The sequence below is a fragment of the Rhizobium tropici CIAT 899 genome (assembly GCF_000330885.1).
Taxonomy (GTDB): Bacteria; Pseudomonadota; Alphaproteobacteria; order Rhizobiales; family Rhizobiaceae; genus Rhizobium; species Rhizobium tropici.
Genome location: NC_020062.1, coordinates 440802 through 460389, shown reverse-complemented (window position 1 = coordinate 460389; position 19588 = coordinate 440802). Strand labels below are relative to the sequence as shown.

Annotated in this window: 18 protein-coding genes; 10 read left to right on the top strand and 8 right to left on the bottom strand. The window is 59.9% G+C overall.

The features are described 5' to 3' along the window. Positions 1-287: 287 nt before the first annotated feature. From RTCIAT899_RS24240 to RTCIAT899_RS24220, 5 genes are read left to right on the top strand one after another with little or no spacing between them, the layout of a single operon-like run. Positions 288-1937, top strand: a complete 1650-nt coding sequence (locus RTCIAT899_RS24240) for an ABC transporter substrate-binding protein (RefSeq protein ID WP_015342448.1) — start codon at positions 288-290, stop codon at positions 1935-1937. A 38-nt stretch (positions 1938-1975) separates the two neighbouring features. Then, positions 1976-2986: an ABC transporter permease gene (locus RTCIAT899_RS24235; protein WP_015342447.1), complete on the top strand. Its 1011-nt coding sequence runs from the start codon at positions 1976-1978 to the stop codon at positions 2984-2986. Beyond that, positions 2983-3831 (top strand): ABC transporter permease, encoded by an 849-nt coding sequence (locus tag RTCIAT899_RS24230; protein WP_015342446.1) that lies wholly within the window; start codon positions 2983-2985, stop codon positions 3829-3831. Before RTCIAT899_RS24235 ends, RTCIAT899_RS24230 begins: the two co-directional genes overlap by 4 nt. Continuing rightward, positions 3810-5537, top strand: coding sequence for an ABC transporter ATP-binding protein (locus RTCIAT899_RS24225; protein ID WP_015342445.1), 1728 nt, complete (start codon positions 3810-3812; stop codon positions 5535-5537). Before RTCIAT899_RS24230 ends, RTCIAT899_RS24225 begins: the two co-directional genes overlap by 22 nt. After that, positions 5534-6628, top strand: a complete 1095-nt coding sequence (locus RTCIAT899_RS24220; RefSeq protein ID WP_015342444.1) for an LLM class flavin-dependent oxidoreductase — start codon at positions 5534-5536, stop codon at positions 6626-6628. The genes RTCIAT899_RS24225 and RTCIAT899_RS24220 overlap by 4 nt, the downstream gene beginning before the upstream one ends. Positions 6629-6812: 184 nt before the next feature. On the opposite strand, the gene RTCIAT899_RS24215 is transcribed toward RTCIAT899_RS24220, so the two are convergent. The 7 genes from RTCIAT899_RS24215 to RTCIAT899_RS24185 form a co-directional block, all read right to left on the bottom strand. Continuing rightward, positions 6813-7415, bottom strand: a complete 603-nt coding sequence (locus tag RTCIAT899_RS24215; protein WP_015342443.1) for an alkylhydroperoxidase domain protein — start codon at positions 7413-7415, stop codon at positions 6813-6815. Positions 7416-7439: 24 nt separating this feature from the next. Next, the gene (locus RTCIAT899_RS24210; protein WP_015342442.1) at positions 7440-8069 is read right to left on the bottom strand and encodes a CMD domain protein; all 630 of its coding nucleotides are present in this window, start codon (positions 8067-8069) and stop codon (positions 7440-7442) included. Between the two features lie 30 nt (positions 8070-8099). Beyond that, positions 8100-9149 carry a putative FMN-dependent luciferase-like monooxygenase gene (locus RTCIAT899_RS24205; RefSeq protein ID WP_015342441.1) on the bottom strand — a complete coding sequence of 350 codons (1050 nt, stop codon included), beginning with the start codon at positions 9147-9149 and terminating at the stop codon, positions 8100-8102. Then, positions 9146-10834 carry a dipeptide ABC transporter ATP-binding protein gene (locus RTCIAT899_RS24200; RefSeq protein WP_015342440.1) on the bottom strand — a complete coding sequence of 563 codons (1689 nt, stop codon included), beginning with the start codon at positions 10832-10834 and terminating at the stop codon, positions 9146-9148. The genes RTCIAT899_RS24205 and RTCIAT899_RS24200 overlap by 4 nt, the downstream gene beginning before the upstream one ends. Then, positions 10831-11673, bottom strand: a complete 843-nt coding sequence (locus tag RTCIAT899_RS24195; RefSeq protein ID WP_051043384.1) for an ABC transporter permease — start codon at positions 11671-11673, stop codon at positions 10831-10833. The genes RTCIAT899_RS24200 and RTCIAT899_RS24195 overlap by 4 nt, the downstream gene beginning before the upstream one ends. Before the next feature lie 74 nt (positions 11674-11747). After that, complete coding sequence (locus RTCIAT899_RS24190; protein ID WP_015342438.1) at positions 11748-12689, bottom strand: ABC transporter permease; 942 nt, start codon at positions 12687-12689, stop codon at positions 11748-11750. 61 nt (positions 12690-12750) lie between these two features. Beyond that, positions 12751-14376 carry a TIGR04028 family ABC transporter substrate-binding protein gene (locus RTCIAT899_RS24185; protein WP_015342437.1) on the bottom strand — a complete coding sequence of 542 codons (1626 nt, stop codon included), beginning with the start codon at positions 14374-14376 and terminating at the stop codon, positions 12751-12753. 402 nt (positions 14377-14778) lie between these two features. On the opposite strand from RTCIAT899_RS24185, the gene RTCIAT899_RS24180 reads away from it, so the two are divergent. From RTCIAT899_RS24180 to RTCIAT899_RS24170, 3 genes are all read left to right on the top strand, one after another. Continuing rightward, on the top strand, positions 14779-14976 hold the full coding sequence (locus tag RTCIAT899_RS24180; RefSeq protein ID WP_041678354.1) for a hypothetical protein: 198 nt from the start codon (positions 14779-14781) through the stop codon (positions 14974-14976). Positions 14977-15081: 105 nt separating this feature from the next. After that, positions 15082-15921, top strand: coding sequence for a VOC family protein (locus RTCIAT899_RS24175; RefSeq protein ID WP_015342435.1), 840 nt, complete (start codon positions 15082-15084; stop codon positions 15919-15921). Positions 15922-16057: 136 nt separating this feature from the next. Next, a complete protein-coding gene (locus tag RTCIAT899_RS24170) occupies positions 16058-17089 on the top strand; it encodes an NADP-dependent oxidoreductase (RefSeq protein ID WP_015342434.1) in 1032 nt (343 codons plus the stop codon). A 31-nt stretch (positions 17090-17120) separates the two neighbouring features. On the opposite strand, the gene RTCIAT899_RS24165 is transcribed toward RTCIAT899_RS24170, so the two are convergent. Beyond that, positions 17121-18473, bottom strand: a complete 1353-nt coding sequence (locus tag RTCIAT899_RS24165) for an FAD/NAD(P)-binding protein (protein ID WP_015342433.1) — start codon at positions 18471-18473, stop codon at positions 17121-17123. Positions 18474-18844: 371 nt separating this feature from the next. On the opposite strand from RTCIAT899_RS24165, the gene RTCIAT899_RS24160 reads away from it, so the two are divergent. Both RTCIAT899_RS24160 and RTCIAT899_RS24155 read left to right on the top strand, forming a co-directional pair. Beyond that, positions 18845-19276, top strand: coding sequence for a CBS domain-containing protein (locus RTCIAT899_RS24160; RefSeq protein ID WP_015342432.1), 432 nt, complete (start codon positions 18845-18847; stop codon positions 19274-19276). 27 nt (positions 19277-19303) lie between these two features. Beyond that, positions 19304-19570 carry a hypothetical protein gene (locus tag RTCIAT899_RS24155; RefSeq protein ID WP_015342431.1) on the top strand — a complete coding sequence of 89 codons (267 nt, stop codon included), beginning with the start codon at positions 19304-19306 and terminating at the stop codon, positions 19568-19570. The last annotated feature ends 18 nt before the right edge of the window (positions 19571-19588 follow it).

Below are 19588 nucleotides of genomic sequence, written 5' to 3'. Positions count from 1 at the left end.
TCGAGCATTCGATCTTGCTGCATCAGCCAGTTCCAGGAGCCCTATTGGCTCGGATACATCGGCCGTGACAAGATCGATGCGGTGACACTGCTCGCTAGCAAATATTTTCGGGTTACAGTCCCCTCACCATCAGGCCTGAAAAATGCTGATCCCCTGCAGAGGCCAAAACCGGCCAAAATAATCCATAAAATTAGTAGAAAAAGAACAACCAGTCTTTCTCCTTTTGGTTCTGCCTGCGTAGGCTTTGTTTCAAGAATTCGCAGAACCCGAACCATCAGGACCTCTCTATGACCGAACGCCTTTTCTCGCTCTCCCTTTCGCGGCGCCGCTTGTTGATCACGTCATCCGCCGTGGCGACCGGTGCTTTGGTGGCGATGGCAGGCTTCACTCCCGCACATAGTGCCGGCGAGCCAAATGGCGGCGACATCACCTTCCTCATCGATTCATTGGGTGACAGCTGGATCCCGAACAACAGCGCGATTTCGAGTTTCCAGGGCCACATATGGGGTCACGTAACCGACAAGCTCGTTTACGTGGATGCCGCCGGCAAGGTTAGCCCGTGGATCGCCGAGCGCTGGGAGCAGAATGACAGTGCCACCGAGTTCACCCTCCATCTCAAGAGTGGTGTGACCTTCTCGGACGGCACGCCCCTTGATGCATCTGCCGCTGTCGCCAATCTCGACATCTGGTACGCCGGACGCAAGAAAGAGGGCATCAACCCGATTGGGCTTTTCCCGAAGACCTACGACCACGCCGAGGCGGTCGATGCGACCACGGTGAAGATCTTCTTCAAAAAACCGACGCTCGGCTTCATTCCGACCCTTGGCTATCACGGTTCCATTCTGATCTCCCCCAAGACCATCGCACAGCCGGCCGCGCAGCAGGCCGATCTCAGCAAGACCTCCGGCAGCGGGCCCTATGTGGTCGATTCCTGGAAGGAAGGCGACTTCGTCAAGCTGGTCAAACGCAAGGATTACAACTGGGGTCCTGCGGCCGTCGGTCATACCGGTCCGGCCTATCTCGATACGATCACCTACAAGCTGGTATCGGAACCGTCACTGCGGGTTGCTGCCGTCCAGTCCGGCCAGGCGGACGTTGCCTATAACGCCTCGCCGCAGGAGCTGACGTCGCTCAAGCAGGAGGGCTTTACCGTCGCGACGCCGCGTTATCTCGGCTTCGTCAATGGCTGGGCAATCAATACGAAACTCGCGCCTTACGATGACGTCAAGGTGCGACAGGCCTTGCAGGCCGGCGTCAATCGTCAGGAAATCATCGATACCGTCTACACGCCCGACTGGAAGCTCGCGACGTCATTCATTCAGAGCAACGTTCCCGGCGCGACCGATCACAGCGAGCTTCTGGCCTATAATCCCGACAGAGCCGAGAAACTCCTCGACGAGGCGGGCTGGAAAAAGGGGGCTGACGGCATACGCGCCAAGGACGGCAAGCAGCTGTCATTGACGCTCAATTCCAACCCATATCTCGTGACCTCAAGGTCGATCGACGAACTCATCGCCCAGCAGCTCGGCAAGATCGGCTGGAAGGTCGATATCCGGGCCTATGACGTCGTGACCTACGGCCAGAAGGTTCAGTATGGCGGCGCCGGCGTCCCTGCCTATGAGGTAACGCGCAGCTTTATCGACGCCGGCACTGTCGCGAGCATCCTGACCAACGCCAATAACGGCGAGAACTGGTTCGCGCTCGGCGAGAGCGACCAGAAGATCAACGAACTGCGCGACAAGATCGCCAGCGCTGGTTCTCTCGAGGCCAGAAACCCGCTGCTGGACGAGCTTCAGAAATATGTTCTTGAAGAGGGTTACTTCATTCCGCGCACACAGATGGTCCAGCGCATCTATGTCCAGTCTCCCAAGCTCAAAGGCGAGACATACAACGGCGTCGCCTATGCCAGCTATTACACGGCCACGATCAGTGACTGACCCACAGCGCAGCGAAGGAAAGCGAGGAGGTGACGAGCATGAACAATGCCTATCTTAGCTACGCCACAAAGCGCCTCGTCCAGGCCGCGATTGTCATCCTGCTGGCCTACGTCTTCACCTTCATCGTCGTCAGCGTTCTGCCGGGCGATCCCGTTACCAACGTTCTGCGCAACCCGCAAAACGGCTTCAGCGAGGCGGAGATCCAGGAAATCATTGCTGCTCAGGGCCTGGACAAGCCGGTATTCATGCAGTTGTCGACATCGCTTTCCCACTTTCTGATCGGCGATCTCGGCCTGTCGATGCGAACCAACCGTTCCGTGACGACCATGATCGCCGAGGTCTTGCCCTCGACGCTCGTTCTCGCCTTTGCGGGCCTCGTCGTCGCGCTGATCCTGGCGATCGTGATTGCCTATGGCACTCAGTTCCTGCCAAAGAGGTTCGGCCAAGGCCTGTTGCGGGGCTTCCCATCCCTGTTCCTGTCGGTGCCGAATTTCGTGATTGGCCTGGTGCTGATCCACATCTTCGGCTTCCAGCTCGGTCTCTTCCGCGTGATCAATCCCGACAGCTTCTGGGCAACCTTTTTCGCGGCGGTCGCACTCGGCATTCCGATCTCGGCCCAGATCGCCGAGGTACTGATAGCCAATCTGGATCACGAGTCGGGGCAGGAATATGCCGCCGTTGCGCGCAGTCGCGGCCTTGGCCAGCTGCAGCTTTTCGCCAGGCATCTCCTCAAGCCGTCTTCGCTTCCGGTCATTACCGTCGTCGCGCTGACGATCGGCGAATTGCTTGGCGGCTCGCTGATCACCGAGGCGGTGTTCGGCCGCACCGGCATCGGCAGCCTGGTCCAGCGCTCGGTCAGCACCCAGGACCTGCCTGTCCTACAGGCGGTCGTATCGCTCGCGGCCGTGGTTTTCGTGCTGGTCAACCTGATCGCCGATCTTGTCTATCCATTGCTCGACCCGCGCGTGAAACTGCTCGGCAGTGCCGCGCGCCGCCCGGCCACTTCGGACGAAGGATCCTCCGATATTCCCAAGTCGGTGCTGTCATGACCCTTCTCTCGACCAATACGTCCCCGCGCATCACAGCTGGCGGCCGGCTTGCCGGTTTCCGACTGCCCGCGACCGTCGCGCTCTCATTCGCGATCGTAGCGATCGTGATCGCCTGGTCGCTCGCACCCAGCCTGTTCACCAGCCATAATCCGGCGGTCGGCATTCCCTCTCAAAAGTTGCTCGCACCTAGCGCCCAGCACTGGTTCGGAACCGATCAGCTCGGCCGCGATCTCTACACCCGCGTTGTCTACGGTTCGGCCGCCTCAGTCAGGAGTGCGCTGATTGCCGTCGTCATCGGTGCAGTCGCCGGCGGTTTCACCGGCCTGCTCGCCGGCTTCTTCGGTGGCCGTGTCGATATCGCCCTTGCCCGCCTGGTCGATGTCCTGCTTGCAATTCCGAAATTCCTGCTTGCCGTCATCGTCGTCACCGCGATCGGCTTCGACACCACGAACGCCGCGATCGCCACCGGCATCTCCTCGGTTGCCGTGTTTGCCCGTGTCATGCGGGCGGAGGTCATCAAGACCAGACAGGCGACCTTCATCGAAGCGTCTTTCCTTTCGGGTGGTTCGCGCTGGCACATCCTCTGGCGGCACATCCTGCCGAACGCATCGCGCTCCGTGCTCCCGCTTGCCGTGCTGCAGTTCGGCGACTCGATCCTGGTGATCGCCAGCCTCGCCTTCCTCGGCTACGGCGATCCGCCGCCAGCCTCCGATTGGGGTCTGCTGATCTCGATCGGCAAGGACTACCTCAAGTGGCCATGGCTGGTCTACGCACCCGCCTTCGTCACGATCGCGACCGTCCTCTCTGTGAATAGGATCAGCCGATGGCTTCGCAAGATAGACTAAATGCAATTCGCACCCTTATTACCGAGAATGCCCCGACGCTTCAGCGGCAAGCGCCATTGCTTCAGGTGGAGGGCCTGTCCGTCTCCTACGGCTCGCATGAGGTCGTCAGCAATGTTGGCTTCGAGCTCGGCCGCGGCAAAAGCCTTGCACTCATCGGGGAATCGGGCTCGGGCAAGTCGACCATTGCGCGCGCCGTGCTGCGATTGCTTCCCCGCACGGGACAGGCGACCGGCCGCATCGCGGTCGACGGCCGGGACATATTGCAGCTCTCCGAGCGCCGCTTCCGCCAGCTTCGAGGCCGGGCTATCGGCTTCGTGCCGCAGGACCCGGGAAACGCACTTAACCCGGTGCGGACAATCGGCTCGCAGGCGATGGAAGCCGCAGCTCTTGTCGACGAGCCCAACAGGGCAATCCGCAAGGCGCTCGTCCTGGAGACGTTCGCCCAGGTCGGGCTCGACAACCCGCAGCGTGTCTATGGTTCCTACCCGCACCAGCTGTCCGGCGGCATGCTTCAACGCGTCCTGATCGGACTTGCGGTTCTGCCGCGGCCACAGTTGCTGGTCGCCGATGAGCCGACCTCGGCGCTCGATGTTACGATCCAGAAGAGAATCCTCGATCTGCTCTCACGGCTGCAGCAAGACCTCGACATCAGTCTGCTGCTCATCACCCATGACCTGGCGATCGCAGCCGAACGGGCAAACTCCCTGGTCGTTCTCAAGGATGGCATCGTTCAGGAGGCCGGCAGCACTGCGGCCGTTTTCTCCTCACCCGCATCGACTTACGCAAAGAAGCTGCATGCGGATGTTCCGGCGCTTAATCCCAACCGTTACTACAAGCTTCGGGATCCTGGCTTTCGGTTCCTCGACGCTGAGGGCAACAACTCGCCGAAGATCGAAGTCAAGGGTATCACCAAGAGCTTTACGGTCGACGGCAAGGTTCTGACGGCCGTTGATGACGTCTCCTTTACCGTTCCGGCGGGCACCACGCACGCACTGGTCGGCGAGTCCGGCTCCGGAAAGACGACGACGATCCGGCTGCTGCTCGGGCTCGATCAACCGGACGCCGGTCATATTTCGGTCGCAGGGGAAAAACTCAGCGGACGCTCACACCACTCACTACGCCCTGTATGGCGCAATCTTCAACTCGTCTATCAAAATCCATTCACCTCGCTCGATCCGACCTGGAAGGTCGAGCGGCTCGTGCGCGAGCCGCTCGACAGGTTCGGCATCGGAACTCGTGCCGAGCGGGCGGAACGGGTGCGCGAAGCGCTGTCGAATGTCGGCCTTGGCGAGCACCTGCTTTCACGCAAGCCGCAAGCCTTGTCCGGCGGTCAGCGGCAGCGTGTCGCGATTGCCCGCTCGCTGGTCCTGAAGCCGGAGGTGATCGTGCTCGACGAACCGACCTCGGCACTCGACGTCAGTGTTCAGGCTGATATCGTCGAGGTGTTGCTCTCGCTGCAGGCAAGCCTTGGCCTGACCTATATCTTCGTCTCCCACGATCTGGCCCTCGTGCGCCAATTCGCCCATACCGTCTCCGTGATGCAACGCGGGCGCATCGTCGAACACGGCAACGTCAGGGATATCTTCGACAATCCACGTGAGCCCTACACGCTATCGTTGCTGGAATCGATCCCGACCGCCGCCACCCCTGCACGCGCACCACTCCCGCAACTCCGCCGGATCATCAGCCAGGAACAGATCGCATGAGTATCGTTGCCCCCATCGGCGCCCTGCCCGTCACATTCCGCGCCAAGCGGCGGCTCGGCTTCAACACCCGCGTATCGTTCAACGATGAGGCCGGTCCGGCGCAGGGACTGCGCGACGGCATAGAACTGTTCAAGGCAGCCGAGCGGCTGGGCTACCAGTCGGGCTGGGCCTATCAGCGCCACTTCGATCACTACCTGTCCTCTCCGATCCCATTCTTTGCTGCGGTCGGCCAACATACAAGCCATATCACGCTCGGATCGGCTGTCATCCCGATGCGCTACCAGGACCCGATCCTGCTTGCCGAGGCAGCCGCCACCGCCGACCTGCTCATCGGCGAAAGGCTTGAGCTGGCCATCTCCACCGGCGCCAATGCTGCATTCGACGCGGTATTCGGCGCGGTCGATACCGATGCCCGGACAGAAGCGAAGCGCCGCCAGGCGCGTTTTCTTGCAGCAATTGCCGGCGAGGTGCTGCACACGGTCGATGGTCCAGGCCAGGGTGCCCCGGAGGGCACCGAACTGCGGGTGACCCCGCACAGCCCGACGCTACGATCGCGTATCCGGCAAGGCTCTGGTAGCCATGCCTCGGCCGTGCAGGCTGCTGAGCTCGGGATCGGGCTCATCTCGGGAACTGTCCAACACGACCACGCCGAAGGCGAGAGTTTCGGAGAATATCAAGCCCGCGCCATCGATGCTTTCCGCGCGACATGGCGCCAGAGGCAGGGCACCGAGCCGCCGCCGGTCACGGTGGCGGCATCGATCCTGGTCGGCACCACCGCCGAATTGCGGGAGAAATATGCCGCTTACGATCTTGAGCGCCGAACCAAGGGGATCGGGGCCTCCCGGCCCAGCGGCGCCCTTGAACCGGCCGCGCCGGCCATTCAGCCGCCGGGTATCCAGATTTCTCCGGTCTTCCACGGCACCCCCGATCAGGTGATCGAAGCAGTGCTCAAGGACCCGGGCCTGGCCGCCGCCGACGAGATCGTCCTTTTCCTACCGCCCGCTTTCGGACTTGCGGAGAATGTAAGACTGCTGACAGATCTCGCACAAACGGTGGCCCCAAGCCTCGGCTGGTCGCCGACTGCGTCCTGACGCATTTCAAGGCCTGAGAATATCCGCTCAAAATACGTCCGCCGCTCAGTCACGAGAGCGGCGGCTAGAGCTATTCCAGGAAAATGCGCAGCGGTTTTACGTCCGGAATTGCGAGACAACAAAGAGATAGAGCGGTTCAGAGATTTCGTGAAAAGCTGAACCGCTCTATTGGCCGAACCTTCGTTCAGGCCGCCGGCGTTGGCTCGCCAAGCGAAAGCATCAACCGGTTCGCCCAGTTGAAGAAAGCGGCTCCATGGATCACGTCGGCGATTTCCAGATCATCCAGGCCTTCTTCGCGCAACCTGCGGATTTCGTCGGCTCCGAATTGCGAGGGCGTGGCCGTCAGCGCAACTGAAGCTTCGACAACGGCATTCCATCGGCTGCCAAGATCGGCTTGAAGGCCCTCGTCCAACAGACGCTGCACATCCTCGGTCCGCTTGGAATGATGAGAGGCAAAACGAGAATGGACCGATGCGCAAAAGATGCATCCATTCGCCCGCGAAGCGGCCGTAGCAGCCAGTTCCCGTTCAGCGCGGGGAAGGCCGGCCAAGACATTGTAGAAGATATCTTTGTCGGTCTTTGTACGCGCCCCCAGGATGTCGGGGTCACGTGCCAACAGCATGAAATAGGGTGATTTTGCGCGGGACGCGTCCACGAGGCCGGCCCAGTGGCGTTCGGTCAGCTCCACTTCTTCGAGGGGCTGCAGCCAGGGCGTCCAGCCGATCTCAGCTTGCGTGAAGGCGTTTGGCCGGTTTTCGATTGCCGGGTGGATGACAGTTTCGGTCATGGCAGTCTTCCTTATTCGTGCGATCTAGGCTTGCGCGACCTGCCCGATGGCGGCGGAGCTTGCCGCCAGAGCCTTCAGACCGGTAACGACCCTGATCTGGAACGCAAGGAATGCGACGAGTTGCGATAGGGTGACGATGCCGGTGGTCGTCCAGCCAGCATCGAGCAGCTTCTGCAATGCCCCGGCGCTTGCCTCCCTCGGTCGGAAGACCAGAAGGTGGATGTGTTCGAGCGCTGCACTGAGTTTTGGATCCAGAAGATTTCGGCTCTCACCCGAAACCTCGTAAACGAGGCCCGGCTTGTCCTCACGCGATAGCGGGCCAACCGGATAATGGCCGTAAGGTCCGGTTGTATCGCCGACCTCCAGCTCAGCGCCGATGATGGCAACGAGCTCGGGACCGTGCGCCTCATCCCGCAACTTGGATGAATAGAAATTCGCGATATCCGGCGCCTTGTGCAGCCCTGCAACGAAGACCGCGGCGGCGAAGCGCTCCGCCGGAGTGACGCTTCCCCAATGTTCGGGTTCAAAGAGAGCCTCATGGCTCTTCTGCGCATTGAGGCGCGTCTCGGGCCGCTGCGCCCGAAGACCGTCAAGACGGGATCCTGGCTCTATCCCGGCGAGGAAGTCGATAATATCCCTGTTCTGCAAAGTCATGGTCGATGCCTTCTCTTCGGATTCTGCTATTCAGGCCTGCGCGGCGAAGCGACGTTCGTTCCCGGTGGCGCTTTGCGGCGCCCAGCCGAGCGCGGGTGCGACATGGGCGGCGGTCAGTTCCAGCGAGCGCAGAATGTACTCATGCGGCGGATCGACGGAGTGCACCTGAAAGACCAGATCGGTGACACGCGCCAGGACCGCATCTGCCTGAAGCGATGCGATAACATCGTCAGGGGTGCCGACGTGAACGTCGAACGCTTTGATCAGGTCGGCCGTGATTTCGCCCGGAATTGCAAAACCCGCTGCCTTGAAGTGCTCGACGATCCGCCTCAGGCCGAGATCGGCAAAATGAAGGGCTTCTTTTCTGCTGTCGGCGACAAAGAGGCTACGCGAACCCAATATTCGCGGCTGTCGCCCTGCCGGCAGCGCTGAAAGATAGGCATCGATGATCGGGTTCTGCAGGTCAGAAAGCTTGGCGTCCGGTGTCTCGGGCGGACGTGGCTGCGTCCTGGATAACATCAGCCCGTCGCCATCACGGCCGGCACGCAAGCCGCCGCCGACGGAAAATGTCGCCTGCCAGACATGGTCGCGCAGATGCGGCGCGGCGGGATAAAGGCGGTTGCCGCCCGTAAGCTCTCCGCCGGCCCAGGCATTGCGCACCAAAGCAAGATGATTGCCATAAACCTCCGTGCGCTGGCCGCTTTCCAGGCCGAAGGGAAGAAAGGCTTGCGGAGTGCCACCAGTGCCGAAGCCGACTTCCAGTCGCCCATCAAGCAGGCTGTCGAGCACGGCCGTATCTTCGGCGACCCGGACAGCATTTTCCATCGGCAGCGTGATGACGCCGGTGCCCAGGCGAATACGCGACGTCTGCGGGGCCAGGGCAGCAAGGAATACCAATGGCGCGGGCAAGCCGCCCTCATCGCCGTTGAAGTGATGCTGCGCCACCCAGGCGGAGTCGAAGCCCTGCTTTTCGGCGTGGATGATCTGTTCGGAAACCAGCCCGTAGCGCGTTTTCGCATCGGCCTGATCGAGGACTCGGCTGAAGAAACCCAATCTCTTCGGTGATGTTGATGTACTCATGAGGATAGTCCTGCACTGACGAGGGTCGGATCTGTGGCCCGGGGAAACTTCTTGCCCGGCACCGCATCGATCAGTTCACGCGTGTAAGGGCTCTTGGGATTGCTGAAGACGTCTTCGACGCCGCCTGTTTCCACCAGCCGCCCGCCGTTGAGGACCGAGACCGTGTCTGCGATCTGACGCACCACCGCAAGATCGTGGGAGACGAACAGATAGGTCAGTCCCAGCTCGCGCTGCAGCTCGTCCAAAAGATCGAGGATCTGCGCCTGCACCGTTACGTCGAGCGCGGAAACGGCCTCGTCGAGTAGCAGGATCTGCGGATCGAGCACCAGGGCGCGCGCAATCGCCACGCGCTGACGTTGCCCTCCAGAAAGCGCGTGCGGCCGGCGTTGCAATAAGTCAGCCGGCAGTCTGACTTTTTCGAGAGTGGCCGCCACCTTCGCCAATCGTTCACGCCGGGGCAGCCGTTCGAAATTCAACAGCGGTTCCTCCACGATCCTTTCGATCGTCTGACGCGGATCGAGCGAACCATAGGGATTTTGGTAGACGAGCTGGATCTTCTTGCGGAACAGTCTCAGCGTTTCGCCACGCAGCGAAGACAGATCGAGCCCATCGATCACGACCTGCCCGGAGGTCGGCCGCTGAAAGGCCGAAACGATCCTGATCGTCGTCGTCTTGCCGGAACCGGATTCGCCGACGATCGCATGCGTGCTGCCGCGGCGAACATGAAACGACACGTCGTCCACCGCCCTGAAACCACCATCGCTGCCAGTACCGAAATCCTGCACCAGCCTATCCACCACGATGATATCGTCTGCCGGCGCAGCGGATACGCTCGCATGTGGCGGCGATCGCTTCGGCCGGGCGTTCAACGATGGTGCATCGGCAAGCAGACGGCGCGTGTAGCTGCTTTGCGGGTTTCTGAGTATATCGGCGGTGCGTCCTTGCTCCTGAATGCGGCCATTCTGCAGGACGATCAGCCGGTCGGATCGATCGGCGGCAATCCCGAGATCGTGGGTCACCAGAAGGACCGCGGTGCCATATTCCCGTCTCAGATCGTCGATCAGATCGAGTATGTGCCTCTGCACCGTCACGTCCAGCGCACTGGTGGGCTCGTCGGCGATGATCAGCGAAGGCTTCAGCGCGATGGCGATAGCGATCAGCACGCGCTGACGCATGCCGCCGGAAAGCTCATGCGGATATTGCCTGGCACGCAGTTCAGGCTGGCTGAGACCGACACGCTTCAGCAATTCAACCGCTTTGGCTCGAGCGGCAGCACCGGATGCCCGGCCATGGACCGTCAGGATTTCGGCGACCTGCTCGCCAATCGTCCTCACCGGATTGAGCGAATTGCCCGGGTCCTGCGGCACGAGGCTGATGACGGAACCGCGAATGCCATCCAGCCGCCTTTGCGGCCAGCCGGCAATGTTTTCGCCGTTCAGGCGAACGGTTCCCTGCTGGAGCAGTCCACCTTCAGGCAGGAGGCCAATAAGAGCTTGCGCCGTCGAACTCTTGCCGGAACCGGACTCCCCGACCAGGGCGACGACCTCACCGGCGCGAACCTCAAAGTCAATATCGTGAACGACCGTGCGCAGGCCGCTCCTGTCGCGATAGGCAACCCTAAGGCCTGCAACGTCGAGGATCGGCGCACCCTTTTCAGCAATTGTTCCGATGATTGGAGCCGTCATTTCCCGATACTCCCAAGCGCTCGGCTGATACGGTTGATGGAAATCACGACCAAGACCACGACAAGGCCGGGCGCCGCCGTCAGCCACCAGGCGGTTGCGATATAATTGCGTCCCTCGGCAATCAGCAGGCCCCATTCCGGTGTCGGCGGCGGTGCGCCGTAGCCGAGAAAGCCGAGGGTTGCGAGCTGCAGTATGGCCCAGCCGGCCTGCAGCGCCGCAAAAGCGATCACTGAGGTCAGCGAATTCGGCAGGATGTGGCGCCAGAGCACCTTGAGGAAGGTGCCGCCGCTGCCGAAGGCGGCCTCGACATATTCGCTTCGGCGCACGGTGACGACTTCGGAGCGGACCAATCGGGCGAATTTGGCGATCAGCGTGCAGCCGACCGCGATCGCGGCGTTGACGGTGCCGAATCCGAGCAGAACGATGATGCTGAGCGATAAAAGCAGATCCGGTATGGACAGCATGACGTCCACCAGTCTCATGATGACCGTCTCGATCCTGCCGCCGAACGATCCGGCAAGAAGGCCGAGCGTCGTGCCGGCCACAAGCGCGATGCCGACGGCAGCAAGCGCGCCCGAAAGCGAATGCACCGCGCCATAGACGATGCGCGCATAGAGATCGCGCCCGAGCGAATCCGTGCCCAGGAGATGAGCCGCGCTCGGCGGCCGGAGATGTTGGCCGGGCAGACCCTGAATCGGATCATAGACCGTGAAAATGCCCGGGAAGAACGCCCAAAGGACAGCCAGTCCAAGAATGAGGCAGGCAAGGACGAGACCCGGCTGTATGCGCGGGAGACGCTGCACAGCGCCGGCGTCCTTAGGAAGATCGGCCTTGACCATCACGGACGATGCTCTTTCTTCCTGGCTTGGCGCTTCCGGCTCGGCATGCCGTTGTGCAGATTCGATCCTTGCCATCATGCAGCTCGCAGCTTGATCTTCAGACGGGGATCGAGCACGGGATAAAGAAGATCGACCACGAGATTGATGACGACGAAGGCGGTTGCTGCGACGACGACGATTGCCTGGAGAACGGCGACATCCTGGCTGTCCACCGCCTGCTTCGTGAGCCCGCCGATGCCATTAAGGCCAAAGACCGTTTCGGTGATGACAGCGCTGGCGATCAACTCCCCGAACAGCAATCCGGCAACGGTTAAAACCGGCAGCAGCGTGTTCTTGGCGACGTGCCGCCACAGGACCTTGGCATGCGAGAGGCCCTTGGCTCGCGCGACGGGCACGAAGGGCTTCGTCAGGACCTCGTCTATGTTCTTCAGCAATATCTGCGCGAGCGGAGCGGAAATCGGCACCGCGACGGTCAGGATGGGCAGGAAAAGACCTTCCCAGGGGCCTGGATTGATGACCGGCACGAGGCGGAGCCGGAAGGAGAATATCTGAATGAGCATGATGCCGAGCCAGAAGGTGGGCACCGATATGAACAGCGACGGTATGGACTGGATCAGGCCGCGCAGCCAGGCAAAACCGGAGAGATTGCAGGCAATCGCGATCAGAACGGCGAGAAGCGTCGCCACCGCAAAGCCCGATGCAGCAAGCAGCAGCGACGGCGGCAGGTTGGTGGCGAGCAGCGAGCTCACCGGAACCCCCGCCTGCAGGGAATAGCCGAAATCACCCGTCAGGAAACTCCAGACGGCATGGAAATATTGATGCAGGAACGATCCGTCGGCGCCGTAAGCCGCCCTGATATCGGCAAGCTGTTCGGGGCTTAGTCCGTAATCGGGGTTCTGGAACTTGATCAGCACCGCGTCGCCCGGCAGCGACTGCAGCAACACGAACGAAACGGTGAAAGCCGCCCATAGGACGAACAGCGCCTGCCCGAATTTCGATAGTATGTATCTTGCCATGCCAATACCACGTCTTCGCGTCAGGAAGGCCCGGCACCACGCCGGGCCAGCCTCATTTTTATCAGTGTTCAGCGAGCCAGGTGCTGTAGAAGGACGGGCGTCCCACGGCTTCGAATGCAATTCCCTTCACGTAAGGCGCGCCGGCAAAAACCTGCGGCTCCTCGAAGAAGGGGATGACATAGGCCTGATCGAGCAGATATTCCTGCGCAGCCTTGGCCGCCGCCAGTCGCTTGCCGCGATCCGTCTCGGAGGCCACGGTTTCCAGGATGCCGTTCAGCTTGTCATCCGAGAAACTCGCCTTGGAATTGAGGCCGCCCTTTTGCAGCAGGGCGTCGCGGTTCTTGGGGTAGAACTGGCTCTTGATGACGTCGGGATCGGCACGGCCGACTTCCGCGACGACCAGAGGCGTCTTTGCCGGATCGACATTGTCCGTCACCAGATTTCCCGAGGTGCCGGCAAGAACCTGGAGCTTGACGCCGAGCTTGGCCCATTGCTGCGCGACGAGCTGCAGCACGGCCTTGTTCTGTGGCTGGGGCAGAGATTCGTAGACTGCAAGCGAAAGCGGCTTGCCATCCTTCTCGCGAACGCCGCTCGCGCCCTTCTTCCAGCCTGCTTCATCCAGGAGCTTTTCAGCAAGAGCCGGATCGTAGATCAGTTTCGACGACAGATCCGCGTAGCCGGCCGCAGCCGACGAAATGACCGATTTCGCTTGCGGATAATTTGCCGAAAACAGCGTGTCGACGATTTCCTTGTTATTGGTCGCATGCAGGAGCGCCTGGCGAACCCTAATATCGGCAACGAGCGGGTTGTCCGGGCGGAAGGCGACGCTGTCGTTCACGCCGCGGGTCGGCGCCGCATAGATCGCGAAACTCTGGTCGGAGACCTGCTTCTCGTCATAGGCCTGCAGCTGACGGATGAAATCGGCCTGGCCGGAAAGCAACGCGCCGATGCGCACGCTGTCCTCGCCGGTGATGATGTATTTGATGCCATCCAGATAGGCCCGGCCCTGATGCGCCAGCTTGCTCGGACCCCAGTTGTAGTCTGTCCGCGCCTTCAGCGAGAGCTGCTTGCCAAGCGTCTCGCTCTCGACGACGAAGGGGCCGGACCCGATGATCTTCGTCGCATCGCCGAGCTGGTCGAAGGGCAATGCCAGCGTCTTCAACGAGACCAGACCGGATCCGATGACGGATGTTCCCTGCAGAAAACCCGGAGATGATTTCTTGAAGTAGAACTTGACCGTATAGGGATCGACGACTTCGCTGTGATCGTAATTGTTGATGACTTCGGAAACCGGCTGTTTCAGCTCCTTATTGCCGAGGCCGAACGTATCGTAGTTCTTTGCGACAGCGGGGGCATCGAGCGGGGTGCCGTCGGAAAAGGTCACGCCTTTACGGATCTTGAACGTATATTCCGTCGCCGCGTCGTTGACCGTCCAGGATTCGGCAATCCACGGCTCGATATCGAGCGTCTTCGGGTTTTGATAGGTCAGCTTGTCGGTGATCTGGTTGAGAATGCCGCCGTTCGGATAGAATCCGCCTGCCGGCGGATAGAGGTTCGTATGCGCCTGCTGCTCGAGATAAATCAGCGTGCCGCCTTTGACCGGCTGGTCATCGGCGAATGCCACCGGCGCCGCCAGTAGCCACACGGTCAGTAAACTTGCCGCCTTGAATTTGGCTTTGATGCCCATTGTGTAAGCCTCTGTAGGATAATGCGCATCAACCTATGGCAAACCCCTATCTATCTATAGAATTAATATTCTAATTTGGACACAAGTCAGGAAACGAACGCGACTATATTTTCGGGTTGAATGGGCCTGTCGGGCTGCTTGATGGGACAAGCATCCGCTCAAAATGAGCGGGCAATATTCGCGCATTCAGAAACGCCTTTGCAATCCAATGCGCTTCCGCTCCTCGATACCCTTCAACCTTTTCTATTAGAATTGTTTTCCCCTATGGCCCGACTATTTGGCATTGCCGAGAATGGCCTGCCGCATCTACCACGCATATAATCCACTAAATTAATGGACTAATCGAACTTGAAACGCCTCCGATCGTTCGTTCGGAAGAATCGATTTCAGCGGGTGATGAACATGACCAGACAGGTGATTGAATATGCCGGCATTCCGGTAGGCATCGTCGTTCCGGACAAGGGCGCGCTAAAGTTCATCGCAGTCAAGTTTCATGTCTATGATCTCGACGGCCAACATTTTGCCTCCGCTTCGGACGTGCTGCGAGCCATCCATCAATTGGCGTCCCCGTCGACCGGCAACCTCAACCGCGCTGCGTAAAGGAAGGCATATCATGAGCAGGCTGCATCGCCTCTTTCGGCGCTCTGCACAACGCGACGAACTATCTTCATGCCTTAACCTATTCTCATACTGAGAGCTCTTCATATGGCTGTGACTGCTCAACCCCTCATCCTCGATCACGCCGTCATCGGCGTTCTTGACCGGCTGGACGAAGCCGCCGCGATCTACCGCAAACTCGGCTTCGCGCTGACGCCACGCGGCTACCATACGCTGGGCTCCATCAATCATCTTGCCGTGTTCGGCGAGAACTATCTGGAGCTGCTCGGATTTCCGCCTGACAGTGACGGGAAACGCGCCGATCTCTGGTCTTATCCGGTCGGTTTGAACGGGCTTGCCTTTCGGACCGCCGACGCCGCCAGCCTGCAACGCGAATTGGGCGACGCCGGCAAACCCGTCACCGAATGGCGTGATTTCTCGCGCCCTGTCGATGTCGGAGGCATAGAGAAGTCAGCCAGTTTCCGCACCTTCCAGATCGGCAAGGAGGCGATCTCCAACGGTCGCTTCTTCTTTTGCCAGCACAATACGCCGGAACTGGTGTGGCAGCCGAGAGATCAGAGTCACCCCAATGGTGTTCTCAATATCGTCGATGTCTTCATCGTCAGCCGTGCTCCTCAAACGCTAACCGAACTGCTAGGCGGATTCGCCAATACCACTGCGTCTGACATTAGTAGCGTTGCAATTCAGGCCGGCACCGTCACACTTCATATTCTGTCCGAGGCTGATGCTGCCTCCCGGTTCGGCTCGTCCATTCCGACAGATTTTGACGGCAACGAAAGAAAAGTGGCGCTCGGACTGAAGGTACGATCGCTTGAAGCAACTGCAGGCGTCCTGGCGCAAGGAGGCTTTTCGCCTCGCGCCCTCGAGGGTGGTCTGCTTGTTGATGCCGATGCCGCCAATGGAGTAGCGCTTTGGTTCAAGGAGTAGAAGAGTCAGCGCATACTCGAGGGTGACGCACAAATACTACGGCAGGAGCTCCTGAAACGGCTGCAACTGAGATGCCGGTAGCCGGCATTGCGATCGTTCAGCGCTTCGATATCGAAATCAATGCAAGGAATTCCACATGGCCAATCAGCCCGTCACCACCCGCATCGTGCTTGCCTCTCGTCCCGTTGGAAAACCGGTGGCGGCAAACTTTCGGCTTGAACGGGAAACCTTGCGGGATCTCGACGAAGGCGAAGTTCTTCTGCAGATCCTTTATCTTTCCCTCGACCCCTATATGCGAGGTCGCATGGACGACACGAAATCCTATGCCGCGCCGGTCGAAATTGACGGCGTGATGGAAGGCGGAACCGTCGCGCGCGTGGTCAAATCACGCAATACGGAGTTCACGCCGGGAGACATCGTCCTCTCCCATTCCGGCTGGCAGAGCCATGCGATCTCAAACGGCGCAGGATTGCGCAAGCTCGATCCGAATACCGCACCGATCTCGACGGCACTCGGCATTCTGGGAATGCCGGGCTTCACCGCTTATGCGGGGCTGCGCAATATCGCGCGACCCAAAGCCGGAGAGACATTGGTCGTTGCCGCTGCAAGCGGCGCGGTTGGCTCGGCCGTCGGGCAGATCGGCAAGATCTTTGGTGCAAGGGTGGTCGGCATCGCAGGCGGCCCGGACAAGTGCCGCTATATCCACGACGAACTTGGTTTCGATGCCGCGATCGATCACCGTGCGGACGATTTTCAAGCCCAGCTTGCATCGGCTTGTCCGAACGGCATCGACATCTATTTCGAAAATGTCGGCGGGCACGTCTGGAATGCCGTGTTTCCGCTGCTGAACGATTTCGCGCGCGTTCCGGTCTGCGGACTGATCGCACATTATAACGAAGACCCGTCCACTTCGCGCGGATCGGACCAATTGCCCGCGGTAATGCGCGCCATCCTCCGAAAGAGCCTGACGATCCGGGGTTTCATACAACGCGAATTTGCCGATCAGCGCTCCGATTTCTATCGGGAAGCCGGAAAATGGATATCCGAAGGACAGCTCAAATATAAGGAGGATATCGTGGACGGGCTCGAAAACGCTCCGGAAGCTTTCCTTGGCCTGCTAGAAGGACGGAACTTCGGTAAACTGGTCGTGCGTGTCGCACAAGGCTGACCGCCAGCCGTCAGCCGGCGCATATCGGCCTTCACCGCAATCTCTCCGAAATGGCCTCGGCGACCTTTCTTGCCTGCACGCGAATATCCGGCACGGCAGTAATCTCCCAGAATTGGCCCGCAGTCAGCGCGCCAACGGCGTAGATGATCGCTTCGCTGCCGCTCGAACCAGGGATGCGCGAGCGAGCATCGACCACCAGTCCAAGACGAAGCGGGTCTGCCTCGATCAGGCCTTGGCGCTGCATCTCCTGCAGCAATGGAGAATGGGCGATGCCTGCCCGCTCCATGCCGGTGCAATTCACGATCCAATCCGCCTCAATCGATGCGGTAAAGCTCTCGCCACGAGGCCGGTAATGCAGGGCCAAAGCCTTGGTTTTCTCGACATTCTGCAGATAGCCGGCGCGGACCGAAACCTGACCGCTTTGCAGCATCGTCTCAAACCTCCGGAACACATCCGGCGCAACCCGATGACGATGGATGTTCCACCAGGGTAACGCATGACGCAAAAAGCGGCGGCGCTCGGCCTCCGGCAATCGCGACCAGAGAGCTTGCGTTTTCGGGCGCAGGCCGTCCATGACTCTGCGCCAGTCCCCCGCTTCTTTGCTTTCGCGACGGAGAACATGCAGGAGTTCACTCATCCTCGTGGGCAAGGCTCTGACGTCGATCTCGACTGCCGGCTTCGGATGACTGGCATGATCGTGCGGAACCAGACCGCGCCGCGACAACACGATTATCTTGCCGGTGAAACCGTGGGCAGACAGCGCCAAGACCTGATCGATCATCGTCAATCCCGAACCCAGGATACAGACCGTATCAGTCGTATCCACGCGCCTTAGCCATGACAGTCGCCATGGATTTTCGATGATGCGGGAGCGCAGGCCGGCAGGCAATCCGGTCAAATCGAAGGGCAGTTGGGCATTCCCCACTCCCAGACAAAGCACGACGCTTCGCCCGGCGATCTCATTGCCGTTGTCCAAAATAAAACCGAGCGCGGAACCGTAGCGCTCGACGCATCCGGTCGCCTTGGCCTTGATGAAATCAACCCGGCAACGCTGTTTCCTGTTGCGCAGCAGAGCAGCCAAACTGTCTCGAATATACAGGCCATAGTCCCGCCTGGAGGCGAAATCCCCCGCATTCAGCGGTCGGTTGTGTTCCCGCAACCATTCGACAAAAGCATTCGGACGGTCTGGGTAGAGGCTCATACGGCCGGCCGGCACGTTCAAGCGATGGAGGTAGAGTTCAGTGCGATAGGCGGTTCCGCGGCCAAAGCCGGGATCGTCTCCGACAATGGCGATGGATGCGGTTTCAGGAAGCAGTTCCACAAGGTTGCAGACGGTGGAGATGGCGGAAAAACCGGAACCCACGACAACGGCATCATAGATCATGGCTTGCCTTCTTCACGTTCGGGCGCTGCGGGAATTGCCAATAAATTCCTTTCGTCTGATTTAGGGCGGATGGATTTCGATCCAACATGCGACGATGGCTTGCCGGGAGATATCGAATGTCGCCCTACCTTCTTCCGCTCATGACACGGCCGCGCGCTTGGCACGTTCTCCCAATGGGCAAGATATTATCTATAAATTTCGTAGATTAAAAGAATAGATTTCCACCGCCTTCCCTTGAATCGCAAATGAATTCTTTGTCCTGCAGTAGCTCTCCCCAGCGGCCGGCAGCGCATTTTCTTAGTCGCTTATTGCTCCGATGAAGGAACTCTGGATGCCTAGGCGAGTTGGAGTCTTTCAAGGAGGATAGAGACATGCAAGTGAACGCAGCAATGACACGTGACGTGCGCGTCGCAAATCCCAACCATTCCATTCGCGAAGCTGCAACCATGATGGCCGATCTCGATGCCGGCATTATCCCCGTCGGAGAGCATGACAGGCTCGTGGGCATGATCACGGACCGCGACATCGCGGTACGCGCAGTCGCGCAAGGGAAAGGACCGGAAACCAGGATCGGCGACGTGATGTCGGCAGAAGTCAAATATTGCTTCGAGGACGATGAGGTCGACGAGGTGATGACGAACCTGGGCGATCTTCAGCTGCGGCGGCTACCCGTTCTCAATCGGGACAAGCGACTGGTCGGCATACTCTCGCTCGGCGATATTGCCGTTTCCATGGAGGACGGATCTGCAGGCCTTGCGCTTGCCGAAATATCCAGACCCGGAGGAGCACATTCGCAAACCTGAACCGGCAATGAGTGGAGGAGTGACGCGATGTCTGCATCAAAAACAACGACGGATCACAAGCTGATCCGCCAATGGGTGGAATCAAGAGGCGGACACCCATCCCGCGTGAAGATCGCTGGGGGCGACGGCGGCCTTTTGCGGATCGATTTCGGAGAGCCGGAGAAAAACCTGGAGGAAATCGCCTGGGACGAATTCTTCCGGATATTCGACGAGAACAAGCTGGTATTCCTCCATCAGGAAAAGACGGAGGATGGTCAGGAAAGCCGCTTCAATAAGTTCGTCAATCGGTCGTAACCGGCGACACACCGGCGC

Coding starts and splice junctions, on each gene's coding strand:
- RTCIAT899_RS24200 (WP_015342440.1), bottom strand. CDS start 10,834: ATGACGGCTCCAATCATCGGAACAATTGCTGAAAAGGGTGCGCCGATC.
- RTCIAT899_RS24205 (WP_015342441.1), bottom strand. CDS start 9,149: ATGAGTACATCAACATCACCGAAGAGATTGGGTTTCTTCAGCCGAGTC.
- RTCIAT899_RS24230 (WP_015342446.1), top strand. CDS start 2,983: ATGACCCTTCTCTCGACCAATACGTCCCCGCGCATCACAGCTGGCGGC.
- RTCIAT899_RS24165 (WP_015342433.1), bottom strand. CDS start 18,473: ATGATCTATGATGCCGTTGTCGTGGGTTCCGGTTTTTCCGCCATCTCC.
- RTCIAT899_RS24180 (WP_041678354.1), top strand. CDS start 14,779: ATGACCAGACAGGTGATTGAATATGCCGGCATTCCGGTAGGCATCGTC.
- RTCIAT899_RS24210 (WP_015342442.1), bottom strand. CDS start 8,069: ATGACTTTGCAGAACAGGGATATTATCGACTTCCTCGCCGGGATAGAG.
- RTCIAT899_RS24160 (WP_015342432.1), top strand. CDS start 18,845: ATGCAAGTGAACGCAGCAATGACACGTGACGTGCGCGTCGCAAATCCC.
- RTCIAT899_RS24185 (WP_015342437.1), bottom strand. CDS start 14,376: ATGGGCATCAAAGCCAAATTCAAGGCGGCAAGTTTACTGACCGTGTGG.
- RTCIAT899_RS24215 (WP_015342443.1), bottom strand. CDS start 7,415: ATGACCGAAACTGTCATCCACCCGGCAATCGAAAACCGGCCAAACGCC.
- RTCIAT899_RS24225 (WP_015342445.1), top strand. CDS start 3,810: ATGGCTTCGCAAGATAGACTAAATGCAATTCGCACCCTTATTACCGAG.
- RTCIAT899_RS24240 (WP_015342448.1), top strand. CDS start 288: ATGACCGAACGCCTTTTCTCGCTCTCCCTTTCGCGGCGCCGCTTGTTG.
- RTCIAT899_RS24170 (WP_015342434.1), top strand. CDS start 16,058: ATGGCCAATCAGCCCGTCACCACCCGCATCGTGCTTGCCTCTCGTCCC.
- RTCIAT899_RS24155 (WP_015342431.1), top strand. CDS start 19,304: ATGTCTGCATCAAAAACAACGACGGATCACAAGCTGATCCGCCAATGG.
- RTCIAT899_RS24235 (WP_015342447.1), top strand. CDS start 1,976: ATGAACAATGCCTATCTTAGCTACGCCACAAAGCGCCTCGTCCAGGCC.
- RTCIAT899_RS24190 (WP_015342438.1), bottom strand. CDS start 12,689: ATGGCAAGATACATACTATCGAAATTCGGGCAGGCGCTGTTCGTCCTA.
- RTCIAT899_RS24220 (WP_015342444.1), top strand. CDS start 5,534: ATGAGTATCGTTGCCCCCATCGGCGCCCTGCCCGTCACATTCCGCGCC.
- RTCIAT899_RS24195 (WP_051043384.1), bottom strand. CDS start 11,673: ATGGTCAAGGCCGATCTTCCTAAGGACGCCGGCGCTGTGCAGCGTCTC.
- RTCIAT899_RS24175 (WP_015342435.1), top strand. CDS start 15,082: ATGGCTGTGACTGCTCAACCCCTCATCCTCGATCACGCCGTCATCGGC.